Origin of the sequence: Streptomyces beigongshangae (assembly GCF_019710745.1) — a bacterium.
Classification (GTDB): Bacteria; Actinomycetota; Actinomycetes; order Streptomycetales; family Streptomycetaceae; genus Streptomyces; species Streptomyces beigongshangae.
In genome coordinates, this window is sequence record NZ_JAHKJW010000047.1 from 23,816 (window position 1) to 38,993 (window position 15,178).

Genomic DNA, 15,178 nt, shown 5'->3' on the forward strand with positions numbered 1-15,178 from the left:
TCGAGAGCGATCCCTTGATCACCGATGATGATCGTGGTCCAAGCCCCCTGCGGGGACTACCTCTTACGTGCTCGGGAGCTACCAGCTCCGATCAAGACCGAGGACCCCGCAGGTCGCTGGGGTCATGAACGGCTAATCGGATGTCGGGCCATCGAGCCCTTCCATTAGAGAGACGCATGCCCTGCACGGCTGTGACCAGCCATAACACAGGTTCGATGAGAAAGCGTGAGGCGAGTGAAGGCGTTCTGCGGCATCGACTGGGCCAGTGACCATCACGACATAGCCGTCGTCGACGAAACGGGTTCGCTGCTGGCTCGTGCTCGCATCGATGACTCCGCGGAAGGGCTCGCCCAGCTGCTTCAGATGCTCGCCGAACACGGCGATAGTCCGCAGGGCCCCATCCCGGTGGCCATCGAGACCTCCCGCGGACTTCTGGTCGCCTGCCTTCGGGCAACCGGCCGCCCCGTCTACGCCATCAACCCGATGGCCGCCGCCCGATACCGGGACCGTCACACGGTCTCCCGGAAGAAGTCCGACCACCTGGACGCCATGGTGCTGGTGAACATTCTCCGCACTGACGCCGCCGCGCACCGCATGCTTCCCGCCGACTCGGAGGTGGCCCAGGCCGTCGCGGTCCTTGCCCGTGCCCAGCAGGACGCCGTCTGGGACCGCACCCAGGCCGGCAACAAGCTGACATCCCACCTGCGCGAGTACTTCCCCACCTACCTGGCCGCCGTCGGGCACCGCCGCGAGGGCATCTATCACCCCATAGCCCGGGCTCTCCTGGCCGCGGCGCCCACTCCGCGCCAGGCGGCCAAGCTGACCCGGCCGCAGCTGCGGGCCGTGCTGAAGAAGGCCGGCCGCAAGAACGCCATCGACAGGGAGGTCGAGCGTCTGCACAGCGCGCATCGCAGATGCGTCATCTTCCCTTAGTCGAGGAGGCCATGGGGCGCCAGTCACTCGCGCTGCTTCGGCAGTTGGAAGCCGCGTGCACGAGCGCTGATGATCTTGCCGAGGCTGCGGTGGAAGCGTTCGGGGCACATGCTGATGCCGAGATCATCACTAGTTTCCCAGGGCTAGGTCCGCTCAGCGGAGCTCGGGTTCTGGCCGAGATTGGCGACGACAGGACTCGGTTCGCCGACGCCAGAGGGCTGAAGGCGTACGCGGGTTCCGCCCCGGTCACCCGGGCCTCCGGCAAGACCGTGTCCGTGGCGGCCCGCAGGGTGAAGAACCAGCGGCTGGCCGGCGTCGGCTATATGTGGGCCTTCTCAGCGATGGCCCATTCAGACGGAGCACGGGCTCACTACGACCGCCGACGCGAGGCCGGAGACCGGCACACGGCCGCTCAGAGGAACCTCTTCAACCGGATGATCGGCTGCCTCCACCACTGTCTAACCCACCGGGTCCCGCTCAGCGAGGCCGTAGCCTTCCCGACCTCGCGAGAACCCCGTCTTGCCCTTGCCGCTTGACGTGTTCTTCGCATCGGATGTCTTCTTGCCCGCGTCGAAGCCCCGGGAGCCGAAGGTGACGGTGGCGTCCGCTTTCACCGACTGCGAGTCCATGACCTCCGCGCTCGGCGCGGCGCTGCGGCCTTCACCGGCGCGGACGGCTTCCCTCAGCCGGTCGTGCAGCTCGGTGACCAGTCCCGTGTCCCGCCAGCGGGCGAAGAAGGCATAGACGCGCGGCCTATCAGTTACGTGGAATCACGCGCCGCAGGATGCGTCTCGTATCCTGCGGCGTCTCCATGAGCTGAGGAGGCGTGTTGGGCAGCGCGGTGGTGCTGGAGGAGAAGTGGCCGGTCCTGGGCCGGCATAAGAGGGCGGCCGAGTGGCTGCGGGTGTGGACGGACCTCGGGCGGGCTCCGCGGACGATCGACGCGTACGCGCGGGGTCTGGCCGAGTACCTGCTGATCTGCGAGCGGGACGACGTCGATCCGATGACGGCGGGTCGGCTGCACGTGGCCGCGTTCGTGAAGGACCTGTCCACGCGGCCGAGCCGCCGCGGTGCGAACGTGGTCGCGCTGGACTCCGGGGCGGGTCTGGCGAACGCGACCTTGCAGCAGCGATTGGTGCCGGTCCGCCTGTTCTACGACTACCTGATTGAGGAAGGGCGGCGGGAGTCGAACCCGGTCGGCCGCGGCCGCTACACGCCGGGACGGAAGTTCGGCAGCCACGAGCGCGGCCTGGTGCCGCGCCTGGTGAAGCTGCCGTGGATACCCAGCAAACAGCAGTGGCTCGACCTGCTGGACGTCGTGCGCGAGGAGCCGGCCCGCAATCGGGTGATGCTTGCCTTGGCCTACGACGCCGCTCTGCGACGCGAGGAACTGTGCTCGCTGCGGACCGACGATGTCGATCCAGCTCACCGGACGCTTCGGGTCAGGGCGCAGACGACGAAGACCCGCCGCGAGCGCGTGGTGCCGTACTCCGCGCCGACGGGCGTGCTGCTGTCCGGCTACCTCGTGCACAGAGCGACGATCAGTCGGGCTCGCGGCCCGCTGTTCCTGTCGGAGTCGCGCCGCAACCACGGTCAGCCGCTGAGTCTGTGGACCTGGTCGAAGGTGGTCCGCCGCGTCGCCCTGGCCACCGATCTGCCGCGCTTCTCGACCCACACCACCCGCCACCTCTGCCTGACTGACCTGGCCAGGATGGGCTGGGAACTGCACGCCATCGCGACCTTCGCCGGGCACCGCCACACCGAGTCGACCATGACCTACATCCACCTGTCCGGACGGGACCTCGCGGAGAAGCTGAACCGCGGCATGCAGCAGATCCACTCCTGGCGCATCGCCATGCTCACCCGCGCCGGCCATCCGGGCGGGGTGGAGCGTTGACGGCGACGACTCCGGCGACGTCCGCGGACGCCGCGGACTGGATATGGCCGCTCGACCCCGCCCGCTACGACCGGCGAGCCCTGCTGACCCACGCCGAGTCGAAGGTGCTCGGCGCCCTGGGAATCGAGCAGGTCAGACGCCGGGGACTGACGCCGGCGACGGCCCCGAAGCGGCTGGTCGAGCCGCTGGCCCACGCCCGGGACTGCCTCCGCTGGGCGCCGGGCACCGGCCACCAGCGACGGTTCGCCCGCGACGCGGTCGGCCTTGTCCTGGTCCGCTGCGGTGAACTCGGCCGTAGCTACTGGGGTTGGTCCGACCAGGACTGGGCCGACCTGATCGACCGGTCCGGGGCCGACTTCCGACGTCGGTGGGGCGGTCAGATCGGCCCGAACGCCCGCCCGTTCGTGATCGCCTACGCTTATCTCCTCGGCGGCTTCACCGCGTTCGAGCAGGTCGGACGCTTCCAGCGGCGCACTCTCGCCCGCCGGGTCTTCGGCGAGAGCGCGGTCGACGCCGCGGTCGGAAAGGTCCTCGCGGTCCTCGGCGACTGGGGCTACCAGCACCGTCCCAGCCGGCTCACCTCGGCGGTCTGCCAGATCCTGCTGCTCAACCGCAGCCCTCGGCTGGAGGAACTGTCCACTCCGGCCCTGGACGCGGTCCGCGCGTCGGCAGCCATGCAGGAGAGTGAGTGGGCCAGCGACCTGCACGGGATACACCGCGCCGTTGCCGCTCTCGGCCACGCCGATCCGCCGCCGCGTCCCCGGCACGGCCCCGGGCCCACGGCGATCGAGGGCACAGCGGGCAGCTGGGCCCACTGGGTCGAGCGCTGGCACGCGACCTCGACGCTGACGCCGGGCGTCCGCAGCAGCTACCGCAGCGTCCTCGCGAAGATTGGACGCTGGCTGGCCGCCGAATACCCAGAGGTCACCGGGCCGGAGCTCTGGACCCGCCAGACCTGCGCGTCCTGGGTCGCCGCGGTCGACCGCATGACGGTCGGCGAGTACTCCCAGTAGACGGCGGGCATGCGGTCGCAGGGCCGCATCGGCAAGCCGCTCACCGCGCAGGCGAAGTCCGGCTACCTGAAAGTGCCCCGCGCGTTCTTCCGCGACCTCCACGAATGGGAGTGGATCCCGCAACGGTTCAACCCTGCCCACGCGCTGAGGACGCCCCGCAGCGTCCAGGCCCTCATGGGCCCCGACCCGCGTGTGATCGCGGACGACGTCTGGGCCAAGCTGTTGTGGGCCGGGCTGAACGTCGAGTCCGGCGACCTGCCGACCACGGACGGCCGCACCTACCCGGCCGAGCTGATTCGGGCCATCACGCTGACCTGGCTGTTCGCTGGACAACGCAGTGACGAAATCGCCAGGCTCCGGGTTGGCTGCATCCGCTGGCAGCACGACGGCCTGGCAACACCAGGGTGTGACCTGGGTTTTTCTCTCGCTGCATGAGAGTGGGGATGACGAAGACGTTCTTCGAGCGGTACGCGACCAGGTCCGCGTCGATCTCGCCTTGGCCGATCAAGCAGAAGGGACAGCCACTCACTAGGAAACCTTCCGCCCTCGCCACGTTCTCAGTCGCCGGACGAGTACTTCCGCTGGAGGCTGTCTGCGTAATCGATCCGCTTCCGGACCTGTTCGGGCGTTTCCACTTGCCTTCTCTGCTCACGTTGCCGCTCGGTGAGGGGAGGGCCTGCTGAGGGTGTGTTCCCATCGCGGTCCGTCACTGTGAACTGACCGCCATGCCCTTCGCCTTCGTTCACGTCGTTCTGCGCAGTTGAGAGGGTGGAAGCACACACAAGCCCAACCCCCGAGAACACGCCGATGAGCACAGTCCTTCGGTGCATGGCCACCTCAGTCCAGCTGGCTACGTGTGAGTCAGAAGAGTACTTCCTCTCAAGGGCCTGCCGACCGCAAAGAACAAGACCTTCAGCGACTGAGTAATGCTCAAGACCTGTGGATCGGCCTCGGGTTGGACGCGAAGGGCGTACCTTCCCGGGTGATCGATTGACTGGAATCGAGTAGGCCGACGTTGGCCCGTCGGCTGGGAAGGTACGCCCATGCTCACGGTAGTCACCGAGGACGGCTCGACACGAAGCGGGTCCCTGATCGACGAGATCGTCCGGGAGGGCGCCAGGCGGATGCTGGCCGCCGCATTGGAGGCCGAAGTTGACGCCTACATAGCCGAGTTGGCCGACGAGAAGGACGAGCGCGGGCGGCGGCTCGTGGTCCGCAACGGACACCACCAGCCCCGGAACGTGACCACCGCGGCCGGGACGGCCGAGGTCAAAGCTCCACGCGTGAACGACAAGCGCATCGACGAGGAGACGGGCGAGCGCAAGCGGTTCTCCTCGGCGATCCTGCCGCCCTGGGCAAGGAAGTCCCCGAAGATCAGCGAGGTGTTGCCGCTGCTCTACCTGCACGGCCTGTCCAGCGGCGACTTCGTGCCCGCGCTCGAGCAGTTCCTAGGCTCCTCCGCCGGCCTTTCCCCGGCCACCGTGACCCGGCTGACCACCCAGTGGCAGGCCGACCACAAGGCGTTCGGCGAGCGCGACCTGTCCGCCACGGACTACGTCTACGTCTGGGCCGACGGCATCCACCTGCGCATACGCCTGGAGGAGGCCAAGGCCGCAGTCCTGGTTGTGAGGGGCGTGCGCGCGGACGGCACCAAGGAACTGATCGCCATGGCCGACGGCTACCGGGAATCCGCGGAGTCCTGGGCGAGCCTGCTGCGGGATGCCGCCCGCCGGGGCATGCGCGCTCCCGTCCTCGCCGTCGGCGACGGCGCCCTCGGCCTCTGGAATGCGCTTCACGAGGTCTTCCCCGAAACCCGACACCAAAGGTATTGGGTTCACAAGACGGCCAACGTCCTCGACAGCCTGCCCAAGTCGGCCCAGCCCGCGGCGAAGAAGGCCATCCAGGACATCTGCAACGCCGAGGACAAGGAGCACGCGGCCAGGGCTGTCAAGGCGTTCGAGAAACAGTACAAGGCGAAGTTCCCCAAGGCCGTCAAGAAGATCACAGATGATGAGGCCGAGCTGCTGGCCTTCTACGACTTCCCCGCCGAGCACTGGATCCATCTGCGGACCACGAACCCGATCGAGTCGACCTTCGCGACCGTGCGGCTGCGGACGAAGGTCACCAAGGGAGCCGGCTCCCGCGCGGCCGCCCTGGCGATGGTGTTCAAACTCGTCGAGTCCGCCCAGGCCCGATGGCGAGCCGTCAACGCACCCCACCTCGTCGCCCTGGTGAGGGCCGGAGCCCGCTTCGAACGCGGCGAGCCCCTCGAACGCCCCGAGACCCTCGCGGCATAAGGTCAGCCCACCATGACCGACTACGACACCTACGGCACCACCACACACACCGCGAGTGAACTGGTCCGCCTCATCACCGGCCACCTCGATGTGGTCTTCACCGAGCGCGACAGTGACTACCGGGGCGTCTACCACCTCGCCCAGGGCACCTTCGGACGCATCGAGATCCAGCCGAACGCCATCCCCGGCGATGACGGCCAGGACGACCTCTACACCCCGGAACACCCGGCGGTCCGGGTCCTCCTGCTCACCGACACCCCGGCCCCAGAGCCCACCCTGCACACCCGCCTGGGCACCATCCCAGGTCTCGTGCACCTGAGCCGCGAATCATGGTGAGCCGCTGCTGACCCACAACTCTTGACAATTACTCCAGAGTAGGCCCGTACCCCGACGCATCGTCGGGGTACGGGCCTGTGCCGGTTGATCACGGTGTCAGAGCATTCCGGTGGCCGTCACATCCTCCTTGCCAACAGCGGCCTCAAGAAGCGCGACGGCGTCGGCCTCGTACTGGTCGCAGTAGGCAAGGTGGTCGCTGACGTTGAACGGGGCGCCCTTCGCGGTGAGTGTGAACCCGGCCAGGACCGTGTCCGCTGGCCCTCCAGGGGGCGGTGAGGTGGTCGACGTCGCGGTCGGTGTGGCGGGTGGCTCTGTCAACGCCAATTCAATTGCGTATGCAGCGGCCAGTGAACCTTCCGTTTTCGTAGTACTCCGGCCAGCGCATGGCGTAACTCGAGTTCGGCCCGAAGACGCCGTCGGCGGTGACCCCGGCCCTCCTCTGCGCCGCGCGCAGGGCCCGCTTGGTCGCGGGGCCGAAGCTCATGTCCACGCTGATCCTCGCCCCGTAGCAGCGGACCAGCCCGGCTTGTAGCGCCGTCACACCCAGAGTCCGATGGCCCTGCCTGAGCACGCAACTGCGGCCGCTGGACCCGTAGCCTGGCAGGGTCATGTGCCCATCGCTTGTGCGCTGTTGAATGCCGTACTCGCAGATGGGCAGGCGCGCTGCGGCCGCTTCTGTCCGGGCCGTCTGTGCGGGCCGAGCGGTGGCTGCGGCAGCGTGGTCGGCGGCCGCCGTGGGCGGGACGAGAAGTCCTGCCCCGAGAGCCACAGCAGCCGCAGATAGTGGAATTCGGGTGTTCAACTGCACGATTGGTGTCCTCCAGTGATTGGAGCCGCTGTCCGTCCGTGACTGCACGGACAACCGGCAGTCGTCCTGGTAAAGGCACGACGCTGGCAGCGGCGCATTCCCGTTCAAGTTCGGTGACCGGCCGCACGACGGCCGGACTCATCAGGCCGCTCTCGCCAGGCGGCTTTCACCAGCAGGTGCCGCCGTTGGAGGTGGACTTCCCCCAGTCGAAGTTGTCGAGGGACATCCAGCCGTACGTCTGTGTATTCGCGATGCGCGCGTACACCCACCAGTTGCCGCTGGAGTTCTGCACCCAGCAGTGGAAGTACAGCTTGGTGCCCTTCTCGACGCGGGTGACGTTGTCGCAGTACGAGTACCACATGTTCTTGAGGTTGTAGGTGCCTGCCATGATCCCGTGCCCCGTGTCGACATTGCGGCCCGACTGGGTGTTGCACACTGCCGCCGATGCCGAGTTCGGGGCTGCGGTCGCGGTCGAGGCGGACACTCCGCCGAGTCCGGTGACGAGGGCAAGGGCCGTCATGGTGACGGCGAGCTTCCTCTGAATCTGCATGTCGTTCCTCTCTGATCTGCGGTGTTTGGCGGTTGGCGCCGTGTGTCCCCGGGCTGTGTGAACCGGGGCGGTTCAATCACCTGTTTTTCCGTCAAGGCGGCTATTGGGGGCGTCCTGGATCGAGTTCACCGCGTTTGGGGTTGTTGCACAGCCGTGTCCCGGGCGTGAAACAAAGCAGGTCGGGTCGTAGGACGTCACCTGACGAGGCTGCGCGCAGGTGGCGGTGCGATCAGTTCGAGCGCGAGCGCACATTCTCTTCCTGGTCAGATCCTTCATCCGTGGTGCTGATGCGTGGATAGCGCTGCGCTGCAGATGCTTAGAACGTACGGTCCGCCGCGTACGACCCGCGTCCCACGCGGGGTTGAACTCTTGTGCGGACCAGCGCGGTAGCCACGCGGTTCCTACAACTTCCGTGGTACCGCGAGAGTTTGACGCCCATCCACCGGAACCGGCTTTACGCTGCTGCAATGCGGATCCGCCCCCTCGCCGTCGACACACTGCTGGCGGCGGCGCTCACCAGTGTGGCCGTACTGCTGGGACCGGAAGCCGCGCGCCAGGGCCAGAACCCACTCGACAAGACCGCCTACACGCTGGTGGTCCTGGTCCACCTGCCGCTCGTGGCTCGCATCCGGGCCCCTGTCGTGGTCTGCTGCCTCGTGCACGCGACATGGCTGGTGTACATCACCGCCGGCTACTGGCCCGTGGTGTGCAGCTTCGGCCCCATGCTCGCCGTCTACACCGTCGCCTCCCTGCGAGCCCTCCGAGTCTCCATCCCCTGCGCCGCGCTGATGGGCGGGGTCTGGATCTATGCGGGCGCGGTAACCCACACCGACTCATGGCCGTCCGTCGTCGGGCAGGCCGTGGTTTACCCGGCGGTGCTGTGGCGGTTCGGCGTCGTCGCCCGCCGAACGACCGAGCTGACGCGGCAGTTACGGCGCGAACAAGCCGAGAGGGCCCAGCGCGAGGTGGCCGAGGAACGCGGCCGCATCGCCCGCGAACTGCACGACGTGGTCGCCCATCACATGTCCGTGATCTCCGTGCAGACCGGTCTCGCCCGGTTCGTCTTCGACACCGACCGCCAGACCGCGCGTACCGCACTTGACACCATCGGTGCCACCGGCAAGGAGGCTCTCGAAGAGCTGCGCCGCATGCTCATGGTGCTGCGCGCCGCCGACGATGGCGCCCCGGGCGGGCCGATGCCAGGCCTGGCCCGTATCGAGGAGATGGCCGAACGCCTCCGATCCGGCGGGCTCCCGGTCGTCCTGAGTGTCGAGGGCACTCCGCGCCCGCTCGCCCCCGGCATCGAACTGTGTGCCTATCGCGTGGTGCAGGAAGCACTCACCAACGTCCTGAAACACGCGCCCGGCGCGAGCGCGGAGGTACGGCTGAGGTATGACTCGCATCACGTGACTGTTTCGGTCACGGACGACGGAGTGGGGGTGATTCCGGACAGAGTACGAACTGATGGCGGGCATGGCTTGCTGGGCATGCGTGAGCGGGCCAAGCTCTACGGCGGGCAGATCAGCATCGGCCCGCAGGAGCAAGGGGGCTTCGCCGTGCGGCTGGCCCTACCGACCTCCGCGCGGGCCGCAGGGCGGGGGGATGACGCCACCACATGACCACCGTGCTTGTCGCCGACGACCAGTTCCCCATTCGCGCTGGACTGGTCGGGCTGCTGCGCGCCGCACCCGGCATCGAGGTGGTCGGCGAGGCGAGCGACGGCACGGAGGCCGTGGCGCTCGCCTCCGAGACCGCTCCTGAGGTGATCCTGATGGACATCCGGATGCCCGGTATGAACGGCATCGACGCCACCGAACGCATCCTCGCCCAGGCCGCCGACCCCCCCGCCCCGCATCCCGGTGCTGACCACCCTCGACCTCGACGAGTACGTGTACGGGGCGCTGCGCGCCGGAGCATCCGGGTTCCTGCTCAAGGACTCCGGACCCGAACGGCTGCTCGCCGCGGTCGCCGCGGTCGCCGGTGGCGACGCGCTCTTCGCGCCCAGCGTCACCCGCCGCCTGGTCGAGGCGTACGCCCGCCAGACCGCCAGCGAACAGCCCGCGGACCTGGATGCATTGACCTCCCGTGAGCTGGAGGTGCTGAAACTGATCGCCCGCGGTCTGTCCAACCTTGAGATCGCCGACCGCCTCTACATCAGCGAGGCGACCGTCAAGACCCACCTCAACCGCACGATGACCAAGCTGGACCTGGACAGCAGAGCACAAGCGGTAGTGGTGGCGTACGAATCGGGCCTCGTGGCCCCGGGGAGATAAAGGCCGCGCTCTGGCGGCTCCATATGGGTGTGGAAGTTCCGTTCGGCCCTACTGCGGCCACACGGACCAGTAACAGCACACGTCAAGCCGTGGCTGGGGCTGGGGAAGGTATTAGCTTGACTCTGTGGGGGTCTTGGTGTCGGCGGAGTCAACTGCCGAAGGTGCGCCAGGACTTGGGGCGAGGGATCTCGCGTTGGTCGAGGTAGTTCTGGAAGGCAGTCGGCCGGCGGGGCGTGGAGGCTTCCTCGGCCGGTGTCAGTCCGCTGAGGCGCTCGATGTTGACGGCGATGGCCGTCAGGACGTGCTGGATGTGGGCCTTTCCCTGTCCTCGGTAGCGGCAGCGTCGCATGCCGTGTCCATGGGCGAACTCGTTGACCGTGCCCTCCACTCCGGAGCGGACCGCATAGCGGGCCTTCCAGTCAGGCGTCTGCTGCTCGGCGCGGACGCGGAGCTGCAGCTCGTGGAGCTCGCGTGGAGGGAAGCCCACGGTGCGGACGTTGTCGGCCGTGCTGGTGCACTGGGCGCGTGCCGGGCAGGGACGGCATTGGCTCTTGGCGAACCTGGCCACGATCAGTGGGGCCGCGGTGGGCGAGGAGGTCGGGTAGGGGCCGTGCCAGCCCGCGCTGACCTGCCCCTGCGGGCAGGTGACGGGCCGGGGCCGCGGCTGGTTCCGCCGGCGGCCCTGACGACACCCTCCGCATCCGGTGCGACCACGAGCTCGGGTGCGGAGGGCCGCATCCGCAGCAGGACTACGCGGGTACCGGCGCCGGGGGCAGCGAGGCGAGCGGGGAGCGCCGGCCTTTCTCCACCGCGCGCAGCTGCTCCCAGTCGACCTCGGGGTGGGCGGGGACGATCGCGTCGACGGACGCCGTGGTGTAGAGCGCGACGTCGACGGCTCCGGCCCTGCTGGTGTCGAAGCGGACCTCGATCGACTGCGGGGAGCGGACCCATCCGAGTCGGACCATGTGGCCGAAGTCGGCGCGGCGAACCCGAAGGCGGGCGGCGGCCTGCTCGGGTCCGAGCGGGGTGTCGGCGGCGACCAGGTCCGCCAGGTCCTCGCGGCGGCAGACCTCCGCGACCTGGTCGGGGTGGTGCAGCGTCCCGTCCGGGTTCGCGCTCAGGTCGGCCAGGAGGCCGCGGTCGACGAACCGGCGCACCACGAAGGCGGTGAGGTTCGCCTTCTCGCCGATCACGTTCGGGGTGCCGAGCGCGTCGGCGATCCGGTCGGCCGCCGCGCCGCCGGAGATGGGCGGAGAGGGCATCGCGGCCCGGATGGCGTCGGCATCCAGAGCCTCCACGGCGGCCCGGGACCACTGGCAGGACGACGCGTCCGGGGCCGGGATCAGGCCGGTGTGCCGGGCCCACCGGAAGGCGGCTGCGGGCACCTTCAACCGCTTGGCGGCCTGTCCCGCGTCGTACTCGGTTCGTCGCATGAGATCACCTCTCGCTCATTCGCCGGAATCAGCGGACATAACATGACAGAACACATGAAAAGCTGTCAAGACCCCTTGAAAACAGGCAAGTTGGACACGCACCGCTAGGACTGCGCCCGCGTACACGAAGGAAAATCACCCGCCCGGATGGCAGGGCGACGGCCCGCCCGTCCGCGGTATTGACCGGGCGTGCAGGGCGCGGGACGGTCGTCACGCAACTCCGCGCAACCGGCTCGCTTCGGAGGGGATCATGGCGTTACTTTTCTTCGGCACGGACCCGAACTCGGGCGGAGGGAACTGCCCGGCGGTGTGGGTGGACACCGACACCGCCCAGGGCCCGGAACTGGTTCTGCAGGGCAAGTTCGCCGACGCGGCGACCCGGGCCACCTGCCGTCAGGACAGTCCGCCCGCAGACGACGAGGGGATCGTCCGGATCCCGCTCAGCATGGTGGAGCAGATCAGGAGGGCGTGCGATGCCGCAGAGGCCGCCGGCACCCAGCTTTGAGGACCTGCTCAACTCCGCCCAGGCCCACGCCCTGCACCTGGAGCTCCGCGACGTCTACGCCGTGGGGGAGGAGCGCGAGGTCTACGACGCCTTCCTGCGCGATGGGAGCGTGCCCGCGGACGACTCGGACTACTGGAGCGGATGGCTGCCCCTGGTGAAGCGGACCGTCGCCCGCGGGGTGAAGGTCCGCCGGGCCCGGATCGTCTCCGAGCCCGTCACCGACTACATCCGCTTCGAGCACGCCATTACCGATGCGAACCTCCGCGCCGGCGAACAGGTCCGCTGGCTGCCCCGCCGCCGCGCCTCCACTCTCGCCCTGCCGGGCAACGACTTCTGGCTCATCGACGACCGCATCGTGCGGTGGAATCTGTTCTCCGGTGACGGCCAGGCCCTCGAGCCCGACCACACCGACGACCCGCAGGCCATCAAGCTGTGCGTGGAGGCGTTCCGTACGGTGTGGGACCTGGCCACCGAGCACGCCGACTACCGCATCTGACCGACGCGCAACCCAAGGGCCACGCACCTCATGACGACCGCCTCCCCCTCGTCCAGCGCTCAGGCGGCCCGCGAGGCGCTCGCCGTCCGGCTCACGCACCTGCGCAAGGACGCTGGCCTCACAGGGAAGGAACTCTCCGCCCGGTGCGGCTGGCACCCCGCGAAGACCACCCGCATCCAAAAAGGTGCAGCCGCGCCCTCGGACGCGGACATCCGGATCTGGTGTGCGGCGTGCGGCGCGGACGATCAGGCCGACGACCTCATCGCCACCGCCCGCGCGGTCGACTCGATGTACATGGAGTGGCGCCGCCTGCACCGCAACGGCATGCGACAGGTCCAGGAGGACTGGCTCGCCCTCCATGAGCAGACCCGCCACTGCCGGGTCTACCTGTCCAATGTGCCGCCCGGCTTCCTCCAGACGCCGGCGTTCGCCACCGCCCTCATGCAGCAGATCACCCGCTTCCAGGGCACCCCGGACGATGTCGCCGAAGCGGTCGCGGCCCGGGTCGCCCGCTCCCGTTTCCTCTACGAGGGCGGCCACCGCTACGTCGTCCTGATGGAAGAGTCCGTCCTGCGCTTCCGCACCGCCGACCCCGAGGCGATGCGCGGGCAGCTGCGCCATCTCCTGGCGGTGATGCCGCTCGCCTCGGTCTCGCTGGGGATCATCCCGTTCACCGCGCAGCGCACCGTGTGGCCGCTGGAGGCGTTCTACGTCCACGACGACACCATGGCCGTGGTGGAGACGCTGACGGCGGAGATCAAGGTGACGCAGCCGCGCGAGCTCGCCGACTACGCCAAGGCGTTCGCCGGCCTCGCGGAGATGGCCGTCTACGGCGACGCCGCCCGCGCCCTCATCCGGGCGGCGATCGACGCCCTGGAGTGAAGTTCCGCAATTCTCCGCAACTTCGTTGAGGGCGCGGACCACAGGCGCGTAGCGTCGACGGCACCGACGGACCACCAGCCGGAAAGGCGGGGCCCCCTGCGCGCATACACCGACTCCACCGCCCCGGCCTCGGAGGGCCGCGGCCTCCAGTCACCCGCCCACGGCGTCCCCTCCCCGGCCCTGCTGGCCCGCCCGGACCGCGGCTTCGCCCGGTTCCTCGGCCAGCAGACCCAGGACCAGGACGACGGGACGGACGGCAGCGAGAACCCCCAGCGGTGACCGCCGGCCACCCGCACACGACGCTCCCGGCAGCGAGGCCCGCCATGCACACCAGCCCCCACACGGTCCTGCACGACCCCGACGGCCTGATCGAAGCCGGGCTCCCGCTGGACCGCGAACCCTACGAGTGCCTCGTCAAAGCCGTACTCGCCTGGACCGGCGAAGACACGCTCACGACCCGGGACTTGGAGCAGATCGTCCTTCAGCTGACCGGTCACGCCCGCGCGCTCGCCGCCGACGTCCGCCGCCGCGCCGACCGGCTGCCCAAGGACAGCGGACCCAAGGCGCTCGCCGACCTCATCCTCAAAGAGGCGGAAGGCCGGCTGTCCGCGACGATGGAGGGCACCGTGCACTGTGTCCAGAACCGCGCCCGCCTGGTCCGCGCCCTCTACGAACGCCTGGACCGCCTCGAGGCCGCGCCCGCTGCCGGGACCGTCTGAACTGCCGCGCACCCGGGAGCGACCACGGACCCCGGGCGCGCGGCGCAACCACGATCCCTTCGGGTCCGGGGTCCGGCGCGGCCGCGGAAGGGTACAAGTACAAGTACCTCTATGGCGCGGGAGCGGATCCGGTGGCCGGCCGTTGCGGAGCGGGCCCGGCAGATCGTGGAGGGCTACGAGGGCGGTGTGACGCTGCGACAGGTCATGTACCGGCTGGTTTCCGACTGCTCACCTACGACCAGGTGATCCGCGAGTACGAGTTGTCCGCAACCGAGGGCAAGCGCGGCGATCCCCGGTGGTCGGCCCTCGCCCGCCGTCATGGCTTCGACATCGGCCACCCCGTCCAGTGGGAAGTCGAAGCGCTGGATCCGGCGGAACTCCAGCGCCTGGTCCTCGCCGCCGTTGACCCGTACGTCGACCGCGACGTCCTCGCCGAACAGATGGCACGCGAGGAACAGCAACGCTGCGCCTTGGAGGAGTTCATCGGTCGGCTGGGGCGCGGCAGGTAGAGCGGGCGAGAGACCGTCTTAGCTCAAAGGGCTGTGGTCCCGGACTGCGCAGTTGCGGCTTGCCGGTACCTGGGCGGGTCAGACGCGGCCCCGAGGAGGTTTACCGAGAACGGGCCGCACCGCAGGAGGGCTGTCGATACCGTGCCCAGGTGATTGACTCTTCCGGGTTCATTAAGCAGCAGGTGGCCTCGCGTCTGCACCGGTCGGACGGCTCGACGCAGACGACCCGGGCTCCGGCGGTGTGGACCCTGGCGCACCGCGGCTACTCCGGCAGCGGACGGCTGGACGTGTGGGTCTACGCAACCAAGCGGGACGCCCTGCGTGAAGGCGCCTTCTTGGCGATCGCCTGCGGTCTGGACGGCGAGAAAGACCAGGCCCGCCGCGACTTCGAGGCGGGCCGGTACCAGAAGGTCATGGACTGCTACGAGAAGACCTACCCCGAGACGCATCTGCTGCGAGTCCAGGCGGCGTTCCTGCAGTCTCTCGGCTGAGAGCGGCTTCCCGGCCGTGCGGCGCCGCGGCTACCG

At 68.9% G+C, this 15,178-nt stretch carries 17 protein-coding genes and 3 pseudogenes; 14 read left to right on the plus strand and 6 right to left on the minus strand.

What is annotated here, in order from left to right; all coding sequences use genetic code 11:
- The first annotated feature begins 234 nt into the window (after positions 1–234).
- Positions 235–1,469 (plus strand): annotated as a pseudogene (locus tag KM933_RS29270) (IS110 family RNA-guided transposase).
- On the opposite strand, the gene KM933_RS29275 reads toward KM933_RS29270, so the two are convergent.
- Entirely contained in the window at positions 1,392–1,562 is a 171-nt protein-coding gene (locus KM933_RS29275) for a hypothetical protein (protein ID WP_221357776.1), read from the minus strand. The pseudogene KM933_RS29270 and the gene KM933_RS29275 overlap by 78 nt on opposite strands.
- 200 nt (positions 1,563–1,762) lie before the next feature.
- Here KM933_RS29275 and KM933_RS29280 point away from each other — a divergent pair, with 200 nt between their 5' ends.
- The 5 genes from KM933_RS29280 (at position 1,763) to KM933_RS29295 (ending at position 6,476) form a co-directional block, all read left to right on the plus strand.
- Positions 1,763–2,830, plus strand: a complete 1,068-nt coding sequence (locus tag KM933_RS29280) for a tyrosine-type recombinase/integrase (RefSeq protein ID WP_221357704.1) — start codon at positions 1,763–1,765, stop codon at positions 2,828–2,830.
- On the plus strand, positions 2,827–3,843 hold the full coding sequence (locus KM933_RS39745) for a hypothetical protein (RefSeq protein ID WP_260334330.1): 1,017 nt from the start codon (positions 2,827–2,829) through the stop codon (positions 3,841–3,843). Before KM933_RS29280 ends, KM933_RS39745 begins: the two co-directional genes overlap by 4 nt.
- A 9-nt stretch (positions 3,844–3,852) precedes the next feature.
- Entirely contained in the window at positions 3,853–4,278 is a 426-nt protein-coding gene (locus tag KM933_RS39750; RefSeq protein WP_260334331.1) for a hypothetical protein, read from the plus strand.
- A gap of 608 nt (positions 4,279–4,886) precedes the next feature.
- Positions 4,887–6,140, plus strand: coding sequence for an IS256 family transposase (locus KM933_RS29290; protein WP_221357705.1), 1,254 nt, complete (start codon positions 4,887–4,889; stop codon positions 6,138–6,140).
- 12 nt (positions 6,141–6,152) lie between these two features.
- Positions 6,153–6,476 (plus strand): hypothetical protein, encoded by a 324-nt coding sequence (locus KM933_RS29295; RefSeq protein ID WP_221357706.1) that lies wholly within the window; start codon positions 6,153–6,155, stop codon positions 6,474–6,476.
- A gap of 96 nt (positions 6,477–6,572) precedes the next feature.
- On the opposite strand, the gene KM933_RS29300 is transcribed toward KM933_RS29295, so the two are convergent.
- The 3 genes from KM933_RS29300 to KM933_RS29310 all read right to left on the minus strand — a co-directional run bounded on the left by KM933_RS29300 (position 6,573) and on the right by KM933_RS29310 (position 7,834).
- The gene (locus tag KM933_RS29300; protein WP_221357707.1) at positions 6,573–6,794 is read right to left on the minus strand and encodes a hypothetical protein; all 222 of its coding nucleotides are present in this window, start codon (positions 6,792–6,794) and stop codon (positions 6,573–6,575) included.
- A 7-nt stretch (positions 6,795–6,801) separates the two neighbouring features.
- Entirely contained in the window at positions 6,802–7,086 is a 285-nt protein-coding gene (locus tag KM933_RS40715) for a peptidoglycan-binding protein (protein WP_430727384.1), read from the minus strand.
- Positions 7,087–7,450: 364 nt separating this feature from the next.
- On the minus strand, positions 7,451–7,834 hold the full coding sequence (locus tag KM933_RS29310) for a hypothetical protein (RefSeq protein WP_221357709.1): 384 nt from the start codon (positions 7,832–7,834) through the stop codon (positions 7,451–7,453).
- A gap of 467 nt (positions 7,835–8,301) precedes the next feature.
- On the opposite strand from KM933_RS29310, the gene KM933_RS29315 reads away from it, so the two are divergent.
- Positions 8,302–9,453 (plus strand): sensor histidine kinase, encoded by a 1,152-nt coding sequence (locus KM933_RS29315; RefSeq protein WP_221357716.1) that lies wholly within the window; start codon positions 8,302–8,304, stop codon positions 9,451–9,453.
- Positions 9,450–10,107, plus strand: a pseudogene (locus KM933_RS29320) (response regulator). The gene KM933_RS29315 and the pseudogene KM933_RS29320 overlap by 4 nt, the downstream one beginning before the upstream one ends.
- 148 nt (positions 10,108–10,255) lie before the next feature.
- On the opposite strand, the pseudogene KM933_RS29325 reads toward KM933_RS29320, so the two are convergent.
- A pseudogene (locus KM933_RS29325) lies at positions 10,256–10,693 on the minus strand (transposase); the annotation flags it as partial.
- Positions 10,694–10,856: 163 nt separating this feature from the next.
- Positions 10,857–11,540: a hypothetical protein gene (locus KM933_RS29330; RefSeq protein WP_221357717.1), complete on the minus strand. Its 684-nt coding sequence runs from the start codon at positions 11,538–11,540 to the stop codon at positions 10,857–10,859.
- A 250-nt stretch (positions 11,541–11,790) separates the two neighbouring features.
- Here KM933_RS29330 and KM933_RS29335 point away from each other — a divergent pair, with 250 nt between their 5' ends.
- The 6 genes from KM933_RS29335 (at position 11,791) to KM933_RS29360 (ending at position 15,142) form a co-directional block, all read left to right on the plus strand.
- The gene (locus KM933_RS29335; RefSeq protein ID WP_221357720.1) at positions 11,791–12,045 is read left to right on the plus strand and encodes a hypothetical protein; all 255 of its coding nucleotides are present in this window, start codon (positions 11,791–11,793) and stop codon (positions 12,043–12,045) included.
- Positions 12,014–12,541 carry a DUF6879 family protein gene (locus KM933_RS29340; protein WP_173894990.1) on the plus strand — a complete coding sequence of 176 codons (528 nt, stop codon included), beginning with the start codon at positions 12,014–12,016 and terminating at the stop codon, positions 12,539–12,541. The genes KM933_RS29335 and KM933_RS29340 overlap by 32 nt, the downstream gene beginning before the upstream one ends.
- 30 nt (positions 12,542–12,571) lie before the next feature.
- A complete protein-coding gene (locus tag KM933_RS29345; RefSeq protein WP_221357722.1) occupies positions 12,572–13,423 on the plus strand; it encodes a helix-turn-helix domain-containing protein in 852 nt (283 codons plus the stop codon).
- 323 nt (positions 13,424–13,746) lie between these two features.
- A complete protein-coding gene (locus KM933_RS29350; protein ID WP_221357724.1) occupies positions 13,747–14,142 on the plus strand; it encodes a DUF6415 family natural product biosynthesis protein in 396 nt (131 codons plus the stop codon).
- A 242-nt stretch (positions 14,143–14,384) separates the two neighbouring features.
- The gene (locus tag KM933_RS29355; protein WP_308013579.1) at positions 14,385–14,651 is read left to right on the plus strand and encodes a hypothetical protein; all 267 of its coding nucleotides are present in this window, start codon (positions 14,385–14,387) and stop codon (positions 14,649–14,651) included.
- Between the two features lie 149 nt (positions 14,652–14,800).
- The gene (locus KM933_RS29360; RefSeq protein WP_221357725.1) at positions 14,801–15,142 is read left to right on the plus strand and encodes a hypothetical protein; all 342 of its coding nucleotides are present in this window, start codon (positions 14,801–14,803) and stop codon (positions 15,140–15,142) included.
- Positions 15,143–15,178: the final 36 nt, after the last annotated feature.